Here is a 19,651-nt window from a genome sequence, read left to right on the forward strand (position 1 = left end):
AGCTGAAATTGTTCGTTCACAGCTTTACAGGCATAATGATGCATGGGGAAATACACTCGCGAAAGGAATGCGCAATGACAAAGTCTAGCCATTATTTCATGCTCACAATAATGGGACTGCTCAGCGGTTGTCAGGTCATTCATTTAAAAGAAAGTAACTTAAGTAGCGCGTTAAAAAGTAAAAATGAAAGTATTTTGACCGACGGTACCTTAAGTCATCAAACGCAAAACTTGCTGTACTTGGTCAAAAAAAATGAAAAAACCTGCCTGCAAAATTTTGATGATTGTTTAAAGCAAGTACAAAGCCTGTCTGAAAATAGCAGCAGAGAAGAGCGTTATGCTGCACTCAGTGAAATTTATTTGGCAAAAGCTTTAGACGTTGGGCGTAGTAGTCAGTGTAATAGCAGTAAAAGTAATGGTTGTGTTGAGCAAGAGCTGGCTTTATATGATAAGAGCTTGCGCTATAGCTATGTTTATTTGTTTGACTCAGAAGAGTCGCCTTTCGACCGAGTGTTCGACCATCGCCAAAATCAGGTACGTATTTTTTATAACGTGGCTTTGTCGAAGCTTATGACCACGTATTTTAATCATTTAAATACGCTTCATTTTCCCCCTTTGCTCAAAGCAGACGGGCATGAGTACCATGTCAATTTTGATCATGCCTTAGATGTACAAAACATTGAGGTCGATACTTTTCGCTCCAGCTATAACATGAACTTTTCAGGGTTCAATACCGTTAACCGTAGGGACGGTTTAGGCGCAGAGTTTATTGTTGGACGTAAGGAGCATGATGTAAATCATGGTTTCATTTTAGACCCCGATACTTTTTATGCTCACGAGACGAATTCCAATATTCATTTGCCACGTTTCTTTCCCGTGACGGCCATTGCTTATCCAAAACAAAAAGCGACAGCAGAACAGGTGATTGCTGGGGCAGACTTAGAAATTGCCATGTTCGACCCGTACCGAAAGGATCGTGTAAAGGTTGAAGGTGTGGATTATCCGCTGACTGCAAACTATTCGGCACCTTATGGGCTGTGGCTGTCAAAATATAATTTAGGTGCGGCGGGTTATTGGTCTTTAGTGAATAAAGAATCTAATTTGATCATGCCGCATTTATATATGCTAGAACCCTTTAACCCCAATAAAAAAATCATTGTGTTTATTCATGGTTTGGCAAGTAGCCCAGAAGCGTGGGTGAGCCTAACTAACGACATTATGGGCGATGCCGAATTAAGGAATAATTATCAAGTTTGGCAGGTGTTTTACTCAACCAATATGCCAATTTTTGAAAGTCGTTTTCAGATTTATTCTTTGCTGAATCAGGCTTTTCAAAACATTGCCAAAGACAGTTATGCTGCACACGATGCTGTGTTAGTCGGGCATAGTATGGGCGGAGTGATTAGCCGATTATTGGTAAGCGATGCCGATGTTACGGAGCAAGCCATGCAAAAAATGAATGAAGCCCAATTAAACCGTTTAAAAGAAAATCCGGTAATTCGAGAGCGTTTTCAGTTCAAAAGTTTGCCCTATTTTAAGCGGGTTGTTTTTGTGTCAGCACCGCATCATGGTACTGACTATGCCGACAGCTGGTTTACCCAAATTGCCCGCCGTGTTATCCGTTTACCGGCTGACTTTTTTATTGCAGTTGAAATGAGAGATGAGAAAAATACAAAACTCAGAAAGGGCTTAATTGAAAATGGAGCGAGTAATTTAAGTCGTTTTTCTAACTTTATGCAGCTCACCCAAGCCATTCAGCCATCGTCCAACGTGGTCTATCACTCGATTATGGGTAATATAAATGGCACCACAGATAAGTCCAAAATGAGTGATGGGATTGTGCCTTATCAAAGTTCACATTTGGGTGGCGAGCAGTCAGAGCTGATTATTAAAGGTGGGCATTCGATTCAAACCACACCAGAGGCGATTTTAGAATTACGCCGTATTTTAAGATTGCATTTAAAGCAGTCACAGTCTGCAAAATAGAGAGCATTTAATTGAAAAAAACCACTGCTGAAATGGGGCAACAGTGGTTGAGGTGATTAATTGAGTTGGTTTTGTTTAAGCGATTTTTTATGCTCAAAGTAGCTGATTGAAAAAATAACCAAGCCGACCAAATACAACACGCCAGACAACAGCAGTAAGTCTAACCCTGCGGCATAGAGCAACCAAAGCGCATAGATTGAAGCAACGCTTGCAATGGCAATATGTGGTGTGCGTTTGTGGCGAATTGATTCTTTAAGATAAAAAGCCGACACCAGAAAATAAGGCAGCAAAATCATGACCGATGAAATCAATAAAAGCTGAGTATAGTTTTTATTGAAAAAATACACGGCAATGAGTGAACCTTGCACCACAATCGTTGTGAGCCAAAGTGATGAAATGGGTACGTTGTTCTGATTATTCTTTAAAAATAATTTAGGGAATGCACCATTTTTTGCAGCCAAAAATGGAATTTCGGTCGCAAATAACGTCCAGCTTAAATAAGACGAAGAAACAGAAATAATCAACCCGATGGTAATAATGACAGTACCCGGTAGACCGATCAGTTGCTGCAAAATGGTCGCCATCGATGGGTTATGCATGCCTGCAAGCGCTTCACGACTCACCACACCATAAGCCAATACGGTGACCATTACATAAAAACTTAACGCCAGTAACACACCTAAAATGGTCGCTTTACCAATGTCATTACGGTTTTTTGCGCGTGATGATAAAACCACAGCACCTTCAATACCTGTAAATACCCAAAGGGTAATCAGCATCAGGTCTTTAACTTGCTGCCAAAGCGGAACTTTTAAAGAGAAATCATTTAAGTTGAGTTTGAATAAATCAAACTTAAAGGCAATGAAAGTAAAGAAGATGAAAACCACCATTGGAATGATTTTGGCAATGGTGGCCAATAAATTCACTACAGCAGCTTCTTTAATACCTCGGCTCACTAACCAATGTACCAGCCATACAAAAATACTTGAACCAATCAGGGAATAAAGCGTATTGCCTTCACCAAAAATAATATGGTCTTTGCTGTCGGTAAACATACCAACACCTGAAAAGGCAATCACGACATACCCTACAATACCAATGGTGGTACACAACCAATAACCCCACGCCGAGCAAAACCCAATCAGGTCTCCAAAACCTTCTCGCGCATAGTTATAAATACCGCCGTCTAGGTCTGGTCGTTGGCGGGTCAAATGCAATAGCGTGAGCGCCAAGAAAATAATGCCGACTCCGGTAATGAGCCATGCAACAAGAAGGGCAGAGCCGTTGGCAACCTGAGCCATATTTTGGGGGAGGCTAAATACACCTGACCCCACCATAGAGCTAAATACCAACGCTGTAAGAGACAATAATCCGATTTTGGCAGCAGACATGGTATTTATTCTTTAAAAAATTGAGAAAGTTCAGCAATGTGTTCTGGGCCAATACCACAGCAACCGCCAACTAGACTTGCACCTGCTTGCTGCCATTGTTTTGCAAAACCAAGATAAGCCGGCGCATCTAAGTCTTTACGGATTTCATCCAGACCATCGTTGGCAGTAGCACTTTCATCTTGCGGTGGGAAAGCGTTGGCATAAGCACCAATTTGTACAGACTCTGGAATGAGTCCTTTAATTTCATTAATCGCCTGCAAAATCACTTCAGGCTGACAGCAGTTAAACAATACGGCTTTGGCATTTGATTTGTTTATAAACTCAGCCACTTGTTGCATGGTTTCGCCAGAACGAAGGAGTGCTTGTTCATGTTTGATTTCATCTTGCAGCGTAAAAGACACCCAATAATCTTTACCATCTTGTGGTAACAAGGCATGTACTGTTTCAACTTCTTTTAAGCAAGATTGAGTTTCAGCGAGCCAGAAATCAACCTCTGGTGCCAATGTGTTAATGATGGGCTCAGCAAGGTTTTTCGCTTGTTCAGGCTGAAACAAGTCTGCGCGGTAAGAACCAAATAAAGGGGGTAAGCAGCCGGCGATTTTGACATTTTTGCCGCTTTCTTTAACTGCATTTTTTGCTTGTTCAATCGCAACTTTAATTAAACGCACGCCGTCAGTTTCAAAGCGTTCTTGACCAATGTGAAATGGTACAACAGCGTAGTTGTTAGTCGTAATGACTTCTGCACCCGCGTTAATAAAGTCGAGGTGGACTTCTTTTACTGTTTCAGGAGCTTCAATGAGTGCCAGAGCAGACCATTCTGGTTGACGAAATGGAGCGCCACGACGGGCCAATTCACGGCCTAAACCACCATCTAAAATTTTCATAAATTACAACGTAAAGGGAGAAAAATAATTTAGCTAATCTAGCGTGTAGATGAGGTGGGTTCAATCGCGAATATGCTCGATATATTTCTAAATAAATTAGATTGTTATGAATATTTTTTCTTAAAAGGAATTCTGTAGATGATGTTCAGTTTTACTGATGAACTTCATGTGAAAAAGAGCGCGTATTAATTTGAAAATATAGAATGAAAAATGCCTTTATAAAGCACCATATTGTTGCCAGCTTTGACCTGTGTCTTGGGTTTTATAATAGGCTTGAAGTTGTTTAAGCTGTGCAAAGTGAATACCTGACCAAACCAATAAACTGATCAATATTAAAATCTTAAATACATTGCGAAGTTTATTTAGGCGAGCAAAAGCCAGTAGAATAAAAAACAGTGCAGGTAAAAATATAAAGATTTGAACAGGGGTGAAAAACAAATGTGCAGTACTCAAATATATCGCGGCTGCACTCATCAACACATTTAAAACAGCACATAATTTTTGATATTTACCGAGCTTAAATGCATAAGCCGTAATGGCAAGTAACACGGCTGAGCTGACATAAATTGCGGTACCGCCAATCATCCACATGTAAAACCCGCTCAACAAAAGATAAGCCAGTAGCAAAACAAGCACGAGCTTAAAACAAAATGATAAGAGGCGAGGTGATGAGTTTAAAGGCGTCATAGCTAGTCTAAATGTCTCAACTGTGGTCTAAAAAAACAAAAGGACGAATCGAAATTCATCCTTTTGATATTTTACTTATACATCATCAAACTTAGTTTGCTTTTGCAACAGGGGCAGCAGCAGTTTCATCGTTTGCAGCTTTGAATGGAGATGTATAGTTCAAGCCAAGTGTAGAACTTGTGTACTGACGAACTTTGTCGAGTAACGCAGGGTCTTTACTTAAGTCTTGCTTATAAGAAACTACAATTTCATGAAGCTTCTGGTTCCACTTACCTTCAGTTTGCTGTGGGAAAGCTTTTTCAAGCAAGTTCAGCATGATGTATGGAGAAGTCGAAGCACCCGGAGACGCACCTAACAATGCAGTTACAGCGCCGTCTTTAGAAGCAAAGATTTCTGTACCGAATTGAAGTGTTGCAGGTTTACCCGGTTCTTTCTTGATGATCTGAACACGTTGACCACCTTGGCTTAAGCGCCAGTCTTCAGCTTTCGCATCTGGGTAGTATTTACGAAGTTCATTTAGACGGTCTTGGTCTGACATCATCACTTGGCTTACCAAGTATTTCACAAGATCAAGGTTTTCCAAGCCAACAGTCGTCATTGGTAAAACGTTGTTTTTGTTGGTAGAGGCAAGCAAGTCAAGCTGAGAACCATTTTTCAGGAACTTGTTTGAATACGTTGCAAATGGGCCAAACAATACATATTTTTTACCGTCGATATAACGTGTATCAATATGTGGTACAGACATTGGAGGCGCACCAAGTTCAGCACGGCCATATACTTTTGCAGTATGTTGAGACGTAATTGCTGGGTTATCAGTAATTAAGAACTCACCACCTACAGGGAAGCCGGCATATTGTTTCGCTTCTGGTAGACCAGTAAGTTGCAATAATTTAACCGCTGCACCACCTGCACCGATAAACACAAAACGTGTTTTAACGTGATCTGTTTTACCAGTTTTCAAATCTTTGAAAGTTACAGTCCAAGTTTTGTCATCATTTTGGCTGATGCCAGAAACTTCAGTTGAAGTCTGTAATTTGAAATTTGGGTTTTGGTTTAAGTGTTTCACCAACTGGTTCGTGATTGAACCGTAGTTTACGTCTGAACCAACTTCCATACGAGTCGCTGCAACTTTTTGAGTTGGATCACGATCGTTCATGACTAAAGGTGCCCATTGCTTAATCACAGCTGGGTCTTCAGTAAATTTCATACCTTTGAACAACGGGCTTTGAATCATGGCAGCATAACGTTTTTCTAAGAACTGAACGTTATCGCCCCAAACGAAAGCAATGTGTGGAACTGGGTTAATGAATGTTTTTGGTTCAGCTAAAACGCCTTGTTTTACCTGATATGACCAGAACTGTTTAGCCACTTCAAACTGAGAAGCAACTTTTTCAGCTTTGACAATTTCCATCTTACCGTTTTTTTCTTCGGTATAGTTCATTTCCATAAAGCCAGAGTGGCCTGTTCCGGCATTGTTAAAGCCGTTTGAACTTTCTTGAGCAACTTGGTCAAGACGTTCATACATACGGATTTGCCAGTTTGGTTCAAGCTCTGTGAAATAAGTACCGAGAGTAGCACTCATGATGCCGCCGCCAACAAGAACAGCATCAACAACAGGCTCATCTTTTGCAGTTTGTACTTGTTTTGACGCAATCGGTCTAAACAAGAAAACGATACCTGCAATTAAAATAAGAATGATTAATACCAGAAGGTATTTCAAAAACTTCTTCATGTAAGGGGGACCTTAAAATAAGTTATTTGAGTCACTTAAGGTGTGAGGAAACCTAGACAGCGTATCCAGACAAAATGGATATAAATGCGAAAGTAAAATTCTCCAAAACAGAGAACTTCAAAAAAATAAAAATTAATGGAGATTATCGCAAACACACTATATTTTAGACTAATTTTGCATTGACAAGACAATTTTTATAATAAATGGGGTTCATCAAAATCATAAATATGATTTATATTTAATCAAATTAAGCTTTTATAAGATAATTTTCTGTATATTTTCTTGTTTAAGTTTTTGAAATTTAATTAGTAAATTTATGTTGATTGAACTTTAATCATTTAAGGGTTTTTTGCTTATAAAAATAAGATAATTTTTGTTTTATGCGATATTTATGTAAATCAGCACTTTTGAGTTGCTTATTTTCTGTCATACATAGTTCTTATTAATATTTACGCTTACATCTTAAATAAAGGGCATATTCTGTATAAAAAATATGCCCTTAAGCGTTTTATGATGCTACATAGAAGGGTGCAGTTGAACGTGGTAACGCTTCACGCCCACGAATTTGATCTGCAATTTTCTCGGCAATCATAATGGTGGTTGCGTTTAAGTTACCGGTAATAATCAGCGGCATAATTGAGGCATCAACTACGCGTAAACCCTGCATACCATGTACGCGACCTTGACCATCTACTACAGCCATTTCATCTTCACCCATCTTACAGCTACAAGAAGGATGGTAAGCTGTTTCTGCGTGGTTACGAACAAAGTCGTCAAGCTCTGCATCGGATTGCAAATGTTTGCCCGGACTAATTTCTTCACCACGATATGGGTCAAGTGCAGGTTGCTGCATAATTTCACGCGTGATACGAATTGCATCACGGAATTCACGCCAGTCTTGTTCAGTCGACATGTAGTTAAACAAGATACTTGGATGTTCAAACGGATCTTTCGATTTAAGTTTGATACGACCACGTGAAGGCGAGCGCATTGAACCTACGTGTGCTTGGAAACCATGCTCTTTTACGGCATTACTACCGTTATAGTTAATGGCAACTGGCAAGAAATGGTATTGAATGTTTGGCCATGTGAACTCATCTGAACTACGGATAAATCCGCCTGCTTCAAACTGGTTACTTGCGCCAATACCTGTACCATTAAATAACCACTCGGCACCAATGGCAGGTTGGTTATACCATTTCAAGGCAGGATATAAAGAAACGGGTTGCTTACATTTATATTGTAAGTACATTTCTAAATGGTCTTGCAGGTTTTCACCTACGCCCGGCAAATCATGAACCACATCAATGTCCATTGATTTTAAGAAGGTACTTTGACCAACACCAGAGCGCTGTAAAATTTGCGGAGAAGCAATTGCACCTGCACATAACAATACTTCGCGTTTTGCCAAGGCACGTTGTAAGTTGTTTTGGTCAGCACCAATAATATATTCCACACCAATCGCTTGTTTTTGGTTAAACAAGATTTTATTGGTTGTCGCATGGGTCAAAATGGTCAGGTTTGGACGACCTTTGGCCATATCCAAATAACCACGTGCGGTGCTTGAACGACGACCTTTAGGCGTAACTGTACGGTCCATTGGACCAAAGCCTTCTTGCTGATAACCATTTAAGTCATCGGTACGTGGGTAACCTGCCTGTACGCCTGCTTCAACCATGGCATGGAACAGTACATTGTTGCCATTTTTAGGAGTGGCAACTGAAACAGGGCCACTATCACCGTGGTAGTCATTGCCACCAATGTCGCGGGTTTCAGCTTTTTTGTAATAAGGTAAGCAGTCGGCATAAGACCAGTTTTCAAGGCCTTTATGGGTTGACCATTGTTCTAAATCCATTGCGTTACCGCGGATATAGCACATGCCGTTAATTAAAGATGAGCCACCTAAACCTTTACCACGACCACATTCCATACGGCGGTTATTCATATGTGGTTCTGGGTCGGTTAAATAAGCCCAGTTATAGCGACGGCCTTGAAGAGGGTAGGCCAAAGCTGCCGGCATTTGTGTACGGAAATCCAAACGATAATCCGGACCACCTGCTTCTAACAATAAAACGGTAGTATCTTTGTCTTCGGTAAGACGTGCAGCGAGTACATTTCCGGCAGATCCTGCGCCAATAATAATGTAATCATATTCTTTAATATTCATAGCTATCCTTTTTTTACTAACAGTTTGCCTGAGCAATCTATAAAGACTGCTCGGCATATGTGATTTAGGTTGAAGTGTTTAAAGCGATGGATGCATTAAAAAATGCTTTGATAATCGCCAAGTTCAACTTGAATAGATTTGATACGGGTGTAGTGCCCAAGAGTGGTGAGACCATTTTCGCGGCCTACACCTGATTGTTTATAGCCACCTACTGGCATTTCGGCAGGCGATTCGCCCCAGGTGTTAATCCAGCAAATACCAGCTTCAATCTGGTGAATAATCCGATGAGCGCGACTAATGTCTTGAGTAACAACGCCGGCAGCCAAACCAAAGGTCGTATCGTTGGCACGACGGATGACTTCTTCTTCGGTTTCATAGCTTAAGATGCTCATGACAGGTCCAAAAATTTCTTCTTGAACAATCGCCATCTGGTCAGTACAGTCACTAAATACCGTCGGAAGTACATAAGCGCCTTTGGCAAGTTCGCCTTCGGTCGCACGGCCACCACCAATTAAGACTTTAGCTCCTTGTTGTTTGCCTGACTCAATGAAAGACAACACTTTTTCCATGTGCGGGAAGCTAGTGAGTGGACCGAAGTTTGTGTCTTCAGCCATTGGATCGCCCATGCGAATACGTTTTACACGCTCTACCACAGCTTTTTCAAAATCGGCTAAACGTGATTTTGGAACAAATACACGCGTACCGTTGGTACAGACCTGACCTGAACTAAAGAAGTTCGCCATAACTGCAATATCTGCTGCACGGTTCAGGTCAGCATCTTCACAAATAATCAGTGGTGACTTACCACCAAGCTCCATGGTCACTTCTTTAAGTGTAGAGCCAGCAGCGCTTGCCATGACTTTTTTGCCGGTTTCAACGCCACCAGTGAATGAGATTTTTTCAATCACAGGATGTTCAGTGAGCCATTGACCAATTTCACGGCCAGCACCTTGTACAACGTTAAATACGCCGTCTGGTAAACCAGCTTCTGTATAGATTTCTGCAAGTTTAAATGCAGTGAGTGGCGTTGTTTCACTTGGTTTGAAAATCATGGCGTTGCCGGCTGCAAGAGCAGGGGCAGATTTCCATAAAGCGATTTGAATTGGATAGTTCCAAGCCCCAATACCTGCAACTACGCCTAATGGTTCACGGCGTGTATAAAAGAAACTTGATTCGCGAAGTGGAACTTGGTCACCCTGAATGGCAGTTGCAAGTCCTGCGTAGTATTCGAGTACATCTGCACCAGTCACAATATCGACTGTAGATGTTTCGCTATAGGCTTTGCCTGTGTCTAAGGTTTCAAGTCGAGCAAGCTCATCATTACGTTCACGAAGAATATCGACAGCGCGGCGTAAAATGCGTGAACGCTCCATAGCGGTCATAGCTGCCCAGATTTTTTGTCCTTGTTGGGCACTTTTTACAGCAGCTTCTATATCTTGCTCAGATGCTTGTTCAAGAGTCGCGATAATTTCGCCGTTGGCAGGGTTAATACTATTAAATGTTTTACCACTAGTTGCTTTAACGTAGCGTCCATGGATATACAACTGATGAACTTGTGCATCATTCATTTTGTCTCTCCTGCAAAGGCTTGTTCGCAAATTGCAATTGCGTTTGTACATAATCGTAAGCAATGGAACGGGCAAGGTTGCTGTCAAATTCGTTATGACGGCTTAAACTGCCTCGTAACCATAATCCATCAATCAATGCTGCCAAACCTCGAGCGGCAACACTGGCCTGTTGTTCTTCCATTAACTTGAGAAAATAAAACTTCAAGTTGGAATACAGGCGTTGATCATTAATCTTTTGCAAGCGGCTTAAGTCTGGTACATGCATACTTGCAGACCAAAAGTCTAACCAGACCCGCATTGCTTTTTCGTTGACCTGACTAATGTCAAAGTTAGAGTCAATAATCGCCTTAATCTGGCTCTCTGGATGCGAATCTGCTTCTGCTCTGTACTGTTCGGTTTTCCGACGCAAAACATTTAGCATTTCTTGCATACAGGTATTTATTAACCCCTGTTTGTCACCAAAGTAATGGCTGACAATGCCGGTCGACAGCTCGGCTTTTTTTGCAATTTGTGCAATGGTGGTATTGGATAACCCCACTTCATAAATTACGTCGAGTGCAGCGTTCATAATCTCTTCACGGCGCACATGCTCTGGTTTTACTCTGCGTTTTGTCATGATTGTCCACATCAGCACTTTTATGGGTGCTTTAAATTCAGCATGTTAACTTGCAGAGCATCATAGCACTTTTTTTATCATACTTGTTATTGATTGAACGTTCAATCAATAACAAGTATGATATGTAAAAATCAATGAATTTTTGAATCTTACTTCGGGGTAGAAGAGATAGAATCAGAAGTTCTTAAGGATAGGATGATGCGCATAAGTCCAGTACTTATCACGTTATTTTTGAAAAAATACACCGATTGCAAGGAGCAATAAGATGGTGTTGAAAGGTAATGGATATTATTCAGACCATATTCGGTTAAATCGTTTCGTATTTTGGAGTTCAGCAGTCAGTATCGGCATTTTTGGCCTCTTATTTGTACTGTTTCCAGAAAAAAGTCAGTTTTGGCTGACCTTTGTACAAGAGCAGGTAAATCACTTTTTCGGGTGGTATTACATGCTGGTGATTGTGGTGTGTTTAGGCTTTGTGGCTTGGCTTGCTTTTTCAAAAGTTGGGCAAATTCCGTTAGGTAAAGATGACGACAAACCCGAGTTTGGCTATTTGGCCTGGACCTCTATGCTGTTTTCGGCAGGGATTGGGATTGCTTTACTTTATTACGGCGTTGCAGAGCCTGTTGACCATTTTCTAAGACCGCCAGAAGGTGAGGCCGGCACCATTCAAGCCGCCCGAAATGCCATGACCAATAGCTTTTTGCACTGGGGTATTCATGGCTGGGTACTTTATGCTTTGCTTGGCGTGACTTTAGGTTACTTTGCCTTTAGAAAAGATTTACCTCTCGCATTACGCTCGGCACTCTATCCAATTTTTGGAGAGCGTGTTCATGGCTTGGTGGGCGACTTTGTCGATGGTTTTGGTATTTTAGCGACAGTGATTTCGCTTGTGACTAACTTGGGTATTGGTGCTTTAGTATTAGTCTCAGGCATTTGCTATTTAATTCCTGAAATACCGCATAACTCTCTTACTTTAATTACCGCTGTTTTACTGATGATGTCTGTGGCAACCATCACCACAGTGGTTGGCATTGAAAAAGGTTTGGCATGGTTATCACGCATTAACTTGCGATTACTCTATGCTCTATTGTTATTTGTGTTTTTAACAGGACCGACTAACCATTTGTTAAATGGTCTGGTTCAAAATGTGGGTGACTATCTCGACCATTTTATTGGCAAAAGTTTTGATATGTATTTATACAATCAAAAGGCCAGTGGCTGGTTGGGTTCGTGGACTGTGTTTTATTGGGCATGGTGGATTGCTTGGGCACCTTTTGTAGGTATGTTTATTGCCCGCATTTCCAAAGGTCGAACGATTCGTGAAGTGGTTTTAGGGGTTTGTTTAATTCCGCTTGGTTTTACTTTGGCTTGGATTTCGATTTTTGGAAATACCGCAATTTATTTAATTCTTAATCAAAAACAGAAAGCTTTAGGTGATATGGTTTTAAATGATCCGGCATTGTCATTATTCAAATTACTCGAATATCTCCCGTTTAATCCATATATAGCCGGGATTGTTGTTGTAATTTGTTTCGTTTTATTTTTGACACCGGTTGGGTCTGGTACACTAATGATCGCCAATTTGTCCTCGAAAGGGGGCACCAGTGATAGTGATTCACCGATCTGGTTACGTATCTTTTGGTCTGTGGTCATTACCATTGTAAGTATCGGCTTATTATTAGCTGGTAGTTTTAACTCCATGCAAAGTGCCGTGGTGTTATGTGGTTTACCATTTTCAGTCATTATTTTGCTTTATATGTTTGGTTTAGCCAAAGCCTTAAAGCAAGATGATTTTGACCCGAATGTCGCGAAAAAGCAGTTAGCTATTTCAAAAGACATTTCTACTCCATCGAATTGTGACCAGAATAAAGTGACCGAGGTTTTATAATCTTGGTTAATCACAGTTATTTATATTTTTTGCGTTCAAAGCAGTCTTTTCATTATTATTAAATAGTGAAAAGGCTAAATTGAATATTTTATTTTTCTTCTATTCCTTGAGGATTGTATGGCAACAGATAATCCAAGAGCAGTTGATGATTTAACATTATCTAAATCTAAAAAAGACCCGCTTAACCGTGTGGTTTTTTATATTTCAGCTCTAATCATTTTAATCTTTTCTCTCGTTACTTTTTTCTTTAACGATTTTGCAAATCGAACCATTAACACGGTACTTGAATGGGTAACGGCAACATTTGGCTGGTATTACTTACTGGCTGCAACACTGTATATGGTGTTTGTAATTTTCATTGCATGTTCAAGATATGGTGAAATTAAACTTGGTCCTAAACACTCAAAGCCTGAGTTTAGTCTACTGAGTTGGTCTGCCATGCTGTTTTCGGCAGGTATTGGTATCGATTTAATGTTCTTCTCGGTAGCCGAGCCATTATCTCATTATATGCAACCACCTGTTGGAGTAGGCCAGACCTATGAAGCTGCACGCCAAAGTATGGTGTGGACCCTGTTTCACTATGGTTTGACTGGATGGTGTATGTATGCCTTGATTGGTATGGCACTTGGCTATTTCAGTTATCGCTATAATTTGCCACTTACTATTCGTTCTGCACTTTACCCGATTTTCGGCAACAGAATTAATGGGCCGATTGGTCACAGTGTAGATACTGCCGCTGTCATTGGGACAATTTTTGGTATTGCGACCACCTGCGGGATTGGCGTGGTACAGCTGAATTATGGTTTACATGTTTTATTAGGACTGCCAGAGAATATCTGGATGCAGTTTGCACTGATTGCCACTGCGGTTGGCATTAGTATTATTTCGGTGACTTCCGGAGTCAATAAAGGCCTTCGGATTTTGTCTGAGATCAATATTTATGTATCCATTGGTCTTTTGCTGTTTATTTTGTTTTTGGGTAATACCGAGTTTTTACTTAATGCGCTGGTACAAAATATTGGTGATTATTTAACTCGGTTCCCAACTTTAGCTTTGCAAAGTTTTGCTTTTGAACAGCCTAAAGAGTGGATGAGTAGCTGGACTCTGTTTTTCTGGGCATGGTGGATTGCTTGGTCTCCATTTGTAGGACTCTTTTTGGCGCGCATTTCAAGAGGGCGTACTATTCGTGAGTTTGTCTGCGGGACTTTAATTATCCCACTTTTATTTACGATTACATGGTTATCTATTTTTGGTAATAGTGCATTACACAGTGTGATTTTTGAAGGTAACAAGACTTTAGCTGCAACGGTATTAGTCAATCCTGCTCATGGTTTTTATGACTTATTGGCGCAGTACCCAGGTTTTACCTTTATTGCTTCAATCGCAACAGTGACAGGTCTCTTGTTCTATGTAACTTCTGCCGACTCAGGTGCTTTAGTTTTAGGAAACTTCACCACTAAGCTTACTCATATTGATAATGATGCACCGCGTTGGTTAAGTGTGTTTTGGGCAATTGCCATTGGTTTGTTAACGCTCGCCATGCTCATGACCAACGGGATTACCGCTTTGCAAAATGCAACCATTATTATGGGATTGCCGTTTAGTTTTGTGATGTTCCTTGTCATGGCCGGTCTTTATAAGTCACTTAGACTTGAAGACTACAGGCACGCGAGCCGGAGTATGAATGCGGCACCTGTGGTGGGTAACGTTGATATTCTGAATTGGAAAAAGCGTTTGACCCGTGTAATGCATCATCCCGGAACGACTGAAACCAAACGTATGTTAGATGATGTTTGTTATCCAGCAGTTCAAGCCGTGGCTGATGAGCTGATTAAGCAAGGCATGAATGTCGATGTACAGCAAACTCCACTTGAAGATGAAGAGGCGCTTTATCACCTCGATATCACCATTCATTTGGAAGAAGAGCAAAACTTTGTTTATCAGATCTGGCCAGTTCGTTATAGCGCGCCTAACTTTAGTCAGCGTGTAAAACGAGGCAAGCAGTTCTATTACCGTTTGGAAACTTATCTTTATGAAGGCTCTCAAGACAATGATCTTGTAGGCTACAGTAAAGAACAGGTTATTAATGACATTTTAGATAAATATGAAAGACACATGACTTTCTTACATATTAATCGTATTAGCCCAGGGAACCGTCCATTGTTCCCAGATCCGCAAGCTTAAGGGGAGTATGCATGGTTTCACCCTATCTGCATTCTTTTGCTTTATTTTTCTCTTTGCTCAATCCATTTTTAATGAGCATTTATATGATTGGCCTCATTCGCCATTCAGACGCGAAGGTATTTAATAAAGCCTTAATTCAAGGCAGTTTGATTGCTTTTGTCGTGTTCATGCTGTTTGCATGGGGCGGCGAAACAATTTTTAGTAAATACCTGAATGTTCGCTTTGAAGCTTTCCAGATTTTTGGCGGCCTTATCTTTTTAGTGATTGGCTATCGTTATGTGTTTCAGGGTGCCGATACCATTGGTGAAATGCGCGGTGCACCGGAGCATCTGGCTGGCACCATTGCTATGCCTTTTATGATTGGGCCGGGCACCATCAGCGCTGCTGTAGTCACAGGAATAGGTATGTCAATTGTTGAGGCAGCTTTAGTCATTGCCTTCACCTTGTTTCTAACCTGTAGTATTTTGATTTTGATGAAATTTTCACATGATCATTTACGTTATAAACATGCAAAATATATCGATCGCTATTTCGATATTGTCGGGCGTTTATCTGCTTTATTAATTGGTACGATTGCGATTGATATGATTATTAATGGTGTAATCGGCGTAGTGAATAAAGTATAGCAAGACCTCTGTAAAACCACGCTATGTCATTTAAAACTAAAAAAAATGGCATAGCATTTTTTTTAACTTTGATTAAGGCTGAGCTGTTTCTTTATTTAAGAAAAACTAAAAAATGATTAAAAAACGCGATTTAAAAAAATAATCGACAATATTAAGAAATACGATGCTATGTAGTGGATTTAAACATGTTTTTTTTATGAATAATCCACCATAATATTTACTGAGCTTGTTTGAGACAGAGTTGAGTCATGACTACATTAGATGAAATGACAACAGTAACTGATGATCAGTCAGAATTATCCATGTCAGTTTTAATGACACCCGACATGGCAAATTTTTCAGGTAATGTTCATGGTGGAACAATTCTAAAGTTTTTAGACCAAGTGGCATATGCGTGTGCAAGCCGTTATTCGGGCAGTTATGTGGTGACCTTATCTGTAGATAAAGTGAATTTTAAAGAACCGATTTATGTAGGTGAGCTTGTTACATTTTTAGCAAGTGTGAACCATGTTGGGCGTACTTCAATGGAAGTGGGTATTCGTGTCGAAGCCCAAAATATTCAAAAGCGTACTGTTCGCCATACCAATAGCTGTTATTTCACTATGGTTGCTGTAGATGAAAAGGGCAAGCCGTGTGAGGTTCCGCAATTAAATCTGGATACTGAGTGGAAACGCTGTCGATTTGAAGCAGCAGAGCATCGTAAAGTTTTACGTTTACAAGAAAATCATAATCCTTCTTGTAGCATGTATAAGAAAACTTCTTAAAAAAAAGATCGAACCGCAGCATGGTTCGATCTTTTTTTTTGTTCTTCACCGGAAATTAACGTCCTGTTTCATTCCAGTAAAATTATCTCTGAGCTTGGAGGAGAGTACAGAGATAATTAACGAGTTGCAGGAGCAGCTTCAGAAGCAGAACCTACCGCCTCAGATGCAGCATTTGCAGTGTTTGCTTGTTCTTGAGTTGAAACTACAACTTTATCTTCAGGAGCATGAACTTTATCATGTTTAGAAGCAGCAAAAGTTGAAGCAGCAGTTAAAGCGAGTGTAGTAGCGAGTAAAGTTTTAGCTAATTTCATTTTATGGCATCCTTAAATATCTATTGATAAATAAATTAAACTTAACAGTCCATACATCGAATATGTATTTGAGAACGATTAAGTTAGGAGACATGCTAAGCCGCACTGGGCATTACATCAATTAACTTAACAATCTATTACGGCTATCTTAACAATAAGAAATATAAGGCCCGTTTATGTGCGTATACTGTAAAATTAGAGCGCCAATTAGGGTCTAAAAATGTGAAAGAATATTTCTTGTTGGATAAAAAAAAATCAAGTTGGTTACGTAAACAAAACACTTTGGCATGAATTATGAATGTCTATAAATAGAATATTCCGTTTAATTGTTTATTATTCAAAGTTAATTTAGATACTTGATGAGATGTATGTCTCATTTTTAGTGCTTAAACCGAATAATTGAAAAGTATATCTTCAAAATGAAAAATTATTTTCATGACACATAAACAGTGATATACCTTAAACAGATTTTAAAACCTTGTTGATTTGAGCCGCTTGTGAAACTAATTGCCCAAAAAACCGTTCCGACCCATATTATTTCAGGATTTTTAGGGGCAGGAAAAACCACATTGCTACAGCATTTATTAAGCCAGAAACCTAAAGATGAAGTATGGGCTGTATTAATGAATGAGTTTGGGCAAATAGGGGTAGACCAGCAACTCTTACCGCAAGAACAAGGTTATGCCGTAAAAGAATTATTAGGTGGCTGTTTGTGTTGTAGTAGCCAACTCCCCATGCATATTGCCTTGGCGCGTTTGTTAAGTGAACAAAAGCCAGATCGACTCTTTATTGAACCAACTGGGCTTGGTCATCCTTCGCAATTGTTTGATCAGTTAACGGAACCTCACTGGCAAAATAGTTTAGCCATGCGTGCATTGGTCACGGTTGTAGATGGTAGTCGTCTGCATAATACCAGTTGGGTAAAGCAAAACCTTTATGAAGACCAGTTAAAAGCTGCGCAAATTGTGGTGGTGTCGCATGCTGACATGATGACTTTTGAAGATGATCAGGCGCTTGATGAGCTTCAAGAAGAATATCAACCTTATGGGCAGCAGTGGCTAAAGAGCGAACATGGCCAACTTGAACTTGAGCAAATAGATGTAGCTGCTCGTTTAACTGAACGATCTATACAGCCTTTGCTTAAGATTCAAAAGAAAATGACTCAAGCTGAGGCTGCAAAAGAAATTCATCAATTGCCTTATCATTATGTTGAGTCGGCGCAAGGCTATATTGTTGCAGGTTGGAAATTACCTAAACGTTGGAAATTCGAGTTTTATGCTTTGCTCGATTTACTCTGTGCACAGCAAGATTGGCTACGTATTAAAGGTATTTTCAATACCGATCAGGGTTGGAAAACATTTAACTTTAATCCTGAGCAGTTTAATTACAAGTCGGGTGAAGAAAGTATTGATAACCGCATTGAAATCATTGGTCAACATCACCATGACTGGTTAGCATTTGAAACAGACTTGTTAGCTTGCAGAATTGATGAATAGAGAACATTGAAAAAATAGCTCAATGTTCTCAAAAATATTCATCTATTTTTTGAGGTCGAGCACAGCTTTAGCTTGAGCATGGTCAATGTCTTTTTCCCAATGTGCAATCACAACGGTAGCAACACAGTTACCAATTAAGTTGGTGCAGGCACGAATAATCCCGATAAACCAGTCTACAGACAATAAAAGCACTAAACCAATTGCAGGTAAGCTTGGAATAACCGAAAGTGTCGCAGCAAGAATCACTAGGGCAGACCCGGGAATACCATGTGCCCCTTTAGAGGTAATCAGCGAAACCAGTAAAATAGCCAACAAGTCATGCATAGAAAGATCGATATTGCAGGCCTGTGCAATAAAGATCACCCCTAAGGTTAAGTAAATTGAAAAACCATCTAAATTAAAAGAATAACCCGTTGGGATGACTAGACCCACTGTTGAATCTTTAATGCCTAGGTTTTTAAGCTTTTTCATTACTTGCGGAAGAACCGAATCGGAAGAAGCGGTACCTAAAACAATTGCCAACTCATCTTTAAAATAGCCCACAAATTTGAAGATGTTGAGGCCAGCCAGTTTTAAAATGGCACCTAGAACAATCACAACAAATAAAATACAAGTGATATAGAACAGCAGCACCAAATAACCAAGTTGTAAGAGTGAGTCTGATCCAAATTTAGCAGTGGTGTAGGCAACTGAACCGAATACGCCGAGAGGTGCCAAACGGATAATCAGTCCCATAATTTTAAAGAAGACTTCAGAGAAAGCCTCAAGTGCTTGACGTACCAACTCGGCTAAATGTTTAGGAATTAAAAGTAGCGAGACACCAAATAAAATCGCAATGAGTAAAACCTGTAAAATATCGCCGTTGGCAAAAGCAGCAGTAAATGTTTTTGGAATGATATTGAGTAGAAAGTCCGAACCTGTATGCATGTCATGAGCACGTTCGGTATAGGTACTTAAATCTTTAGCATCTAAATGATGAATATCTATATTCATACCGACGCCCGGTTTAAAGACATAAGCAACAATAATTCCCAAAATTAAAGCAATACCGGTGACTACTTCAAAATAAAGAATCGTTTTTGCACCGACTTTGCCCATTTTTTTAATGTCGTTTGCACCATAGATTCCCAGTACCACCACACAAAACACAATCGGTGCAATTAACATTTTAATGAGAGAAATAAAACCATCGCCGAGAGGTTTCAAAGCTAGGGAGAAATCATGAAAACCAAGTCCTACTGCAATTCCAAGGAACAGAGCACAGAGGACTTGTAGAAATAGACTACTTTTAAGTTTTTGCCACATAAGTCATCAAATCGAGAGAGGAATACAATCCCTTTCAAGCAAAAAGC

Annotated in this window: 15 protein-coding genes; 6 read left to right on the forward strand and 9 right to left on the reverse strand. The window is 40.0% G+C overall.

All coding sequences use genetic code 11. From position 1 onward, the window contains the following. Nucleotides 1–74 precede the first annotated feature (74 nt). On the forward strand, nt 75–1,985 hold the full coding sequence (locus ABLB96_RS07225; RefSeq protein WP_348896100.1) for an alpha/beta fold hydrolase: 1,911 nt from the start codon (nt 75–77) through the stop codon (nt 1,983–1,985). Nucleotides 1,986–2,041: 56 nt separating this feature from the next. On the opposite strand, the gene ABLB96_RS07230 is transcribed toward ABLB96_RS07225, so the two are convergent. From ABLB96_RS07230 to betI, 7 genes are all read right to left on the reverse strand, one after another. Further along, nucleotides 2,042–3,376, reverse strand: coding sequence for a basic amino acid/polyamine antiporter (locus ABLB96_RS07230; RefSeq protein ID WP_348896099.1), 1,335 nt, complete (start codon nt 3,374–3,376; stop codon nt 2,042–2,044). A gap of 5 nt (nt 3,377–3,381) precedes the next feature. Further along, entirely contained in the window at nt 3,382–4,260 is an 879-nt protein-coding gene (locus tag ABLB96_RS07235) for a homocysteine S-methyltransferase family protein (RefSeq protein ID WP_348896098.1), read from the reverse strand. 216 nt (nt 4,261–4,476) lie between these two features. Beyond that, nucleotides 4,477–4,947, reverse strand: coding sequence for a hypothetical protein (locus ABLB96_RS07240; protein WP_348896097.1), 471 nt, complete (start codon nt 4,945–4,947; stop codon nt 4,477–4,479). Nucleotides 4,948–5,038: 91 nt separating this feature from the next. Beyond that, a complete protein-coding gene (mqo, locus tag ABLB96_RS07245) occupies nt 5,039–6,679 on the reverse strand; it encodes a malate dehydrogenase (quinone) (RefSeq protein ID WP_348896096.1) in 1,641 nt (546 codons plus the stop codon). Nucleotides 6,680–7,187: 508 nt separating this feature from the next. After that, a complete protein-coding gene (gene betA / locus ABLB96_RS07250; RefSeq protein ID WP_348896094.1) occupies nt 7,188–8,846 on the reverse strand; it encodes a choline dehydrogenase in 1,659 nt (552 codons plus the stop codon). A gap of 95 nt (nt 8,847–8,941) precedes the next feature. After that, nucleotides 8,942–10,414 carry a betaine-aldehyde dehydrogenase gene (gene betB / locus ABLB96_RS07255; RefSeq protein WP_348896093.1) on the reverse strand — a complete coding sequence of 491 codons (1,473 nt, stop codon included), beginning with the start codon at nt 10,412–10,414 and terminating at the stop codon, nt 8,942–8,944. Next, nucleotides 10,407–11,030 (reverse strand): transcriptional regulator BetI, encoded by a 624-nt coding sequence (gene betI / locus ABLB96_RS07260; RefSeq protein WP_348896092.1) that lies wholly within the window; start codon nt 11,028–11,030, stop codon nt 10,407–10,409. Before betI ends, betB begins: the two co-directional genes overlap by 8 nt. 265 nt (nt 11,031–11,295) lie before the next feature. On the opposite strand from betI, the gene ABLB96_RS07265 reads away from it, so the two are divergent. The 4 genes from ABLB96_RS07265 (at nt 11,296) to ABLB96_RS07280 (ending at nt 16,492) form a co-directional block, all read left to right on the forward strand. Continuing rightward, on the forward strand, nt 11,296–12,918 hold the full coding sequence (locus ABLB96_RS07265; protein ID WP_348896091.1) for a BCCT family transporter: 1,623 nt from the start codon (nt 11,296–11,298) through the stop codon (nt 12,916–12,918). Nucleotides 12,919–13,035: 117 nt separating this feature from the next. Next, a complete protein-coding gene (locus ABLB96_RS07270; protein ID WP_348896090.1) occupies nt 13,036–15,102 on the forward strand; it encodes a choline transporter in 2,067 nt (688 codons plus the stop codon). Nucleotides 15,103–15,113: 11 nt separating this feature from the next. Beyond that, nucleotides 15,114–15,728, forward strand: a complete 615-nt coding sequence (locus ABLB96_RS07275) for a MarC family protein (protein ID WP_348896089.1) — start codon at nt 15,114–15,116, stop codon at nt 15,726–15,728. Nucleotides 15,729–15,976: 248 nt separating this feature from the next. Next, the gene (locus ABLB96_RS07280) at nt 15,977–16,492 is read left to right on the forward strand and encodes an acyl-CoA thioesterase (protein ID WP_348896088.1); all 516 of its coding nucleotides are present in this window, start codon (nt 15,977–15,979) and stop codon (nt 16,490–16,492) included. 116 nt (nt 16,493–16,608) lie between these two features. Here ABLB96_RS07280 and ABLB96_RS07285 read toward each other — a convergent pair whose 3' ends face one another. Next, nucleotides 16,609–16,803, reverse strand: coding sequence for a hypothetical protein (locus tag ABLB96_RS07285; protein WP_199966869.1), 195 nt, complete (start codon nt 16,801–16,803; stop codon nt 16,609–16,611). Between the two features lie 497 nt (nt 16,804–17,300). Between ABLB96_RS07285 and ABLB96_RS07290 the strand changes: the two genes are divergently transcribed. Next, nucleotides 17,301–18,299 carry a GTP-binding protein gene (locus ABLB96_RS07290; RefSeq protein ID WP_348896087.1) on the forward strand — a complete coding sequence of 333 codons (999 nt, stop codon included), beginning with the start codon at nt 17,301–17,303 and terminating at the stop codon, nt 18,297–18,299. 42 nt (nt 18,300–18,341) lie between these two features. Here ABLB96_RS07290 and dctA read toward each other — a convergent pair whose 3' ends face one another. Then, complete coding sequence (dctA, locus tag ABLB96_RS07295; protein ID WP_348896086.1) at nt 18,342–19,604, reverse strand: C4-dicarboxylate transporter DctA; 1,263 nt, start codon at nt 19,602–19,604, stop codon at nt 18,342–18,344. Nucleotides 19,605–19,651 lie beyond the last annotated feature (47 nt).

The organism is Acinetobacter sp. XH1741 (genome assembly GCF_041021895.1).
Classification (GTDB): domain Bacteria; phylum Pseudomonadota; class Gammaproteobacteria; order Pseudomonadales; family Moraxellaceae; genus Acinetobacter.

Coding starts and splice junctions, on each gene's coding strand:
- ABLB96_RS07225 (WP_348896100.1), top strand. CDS start 75: ATGACAAAGTCTAGCCATTATTTCATGCTCACAATAATGGGACTGCTC.
- ABLB96_RS07230 (WP_348896099.1), bottom strand. CDS start 3,376: ATGTCTGCTGCCAAAATCGGATTATTGTCTCTTACAGCGTTGGTATTT.
- ABLB96_RS07235 (WP_348896098.1), bottom strand. CDS start 4,260: ATGAAAATTTTAGATGGTGGTTTAGGCCGTGAATTGGCCCGTCGTGGC.
- ABLB96_RS07240 (WP_348896097.1), bottom strand. CDS start 4,947: ATGACGCCTTTAAACTCATCACCTCGCCTCTTATCATTTTGTTTTAAG.
- mqo (WP_348896096.1), bottom strand. CDS start 6,679: ATGAAGAAGTTTTTGAAATACCTTCTGGTATTAATCATTCTTATTTTA.
- betA (WP_348896094.1), bottom strand. CDS start 8,846: ATGAATATTAAAGAATATGATTACATTATTATTGGCGCAGGATCTGCC.
- betB (WP_348896093.1), bottom strand. CDS start 10,414: ATGAATGATGCACAAGTTCATCAGTTGTATATCCATGGACGCTACGTT.
- betI (WP_348896092.1), bottom strand. CDS start 11,030: ATGACAAAACGCAGAGTAAAACCAGAGCATGTGCGCCGTGAAGAGATT.
- ABLB96_RS07265 (WP_348896091.1), top strand. CDS start 11,296: ATGGTGTTGAAAGGTAATGGATATTATTCAGACCATATTCGGTTAAAT.
- ABLB96_RS07270 (WP_348896090.1), top strand. CDS start 13,036: ATGGCAACAGATAATCCAAGAGCAGTTGATGATTTAACATTATCTAAA.
- ABLB96_RS07275 (WP_348896089.1), top strand. CDS start 15,114: ATGGTTTCACCCTATCTGCATTCTTTTGCTTTATTTTTCTCTTTGCTC.
- ABLB96_RS07280 (WP_348896088.1), top strand. CDS start 15,977: ATGACTACATTAGATGAAATGACAACAGTAACTGATGATCAGTCAGAA.
- ABLB96_RS07285 (WP_199966869.1), bottom strand. CDS start 16,803: ATGAAATTAGCTAAAACTTTACTCGCTACTACACTCGCTTTAACTGCT.
- dctA (WP_348896086.1), bottom strand. CDS start 19,604: ATGTGGCAAAAACTTAAAAGTAGTCTATTTCTACAAGTCCTCTGTGCT.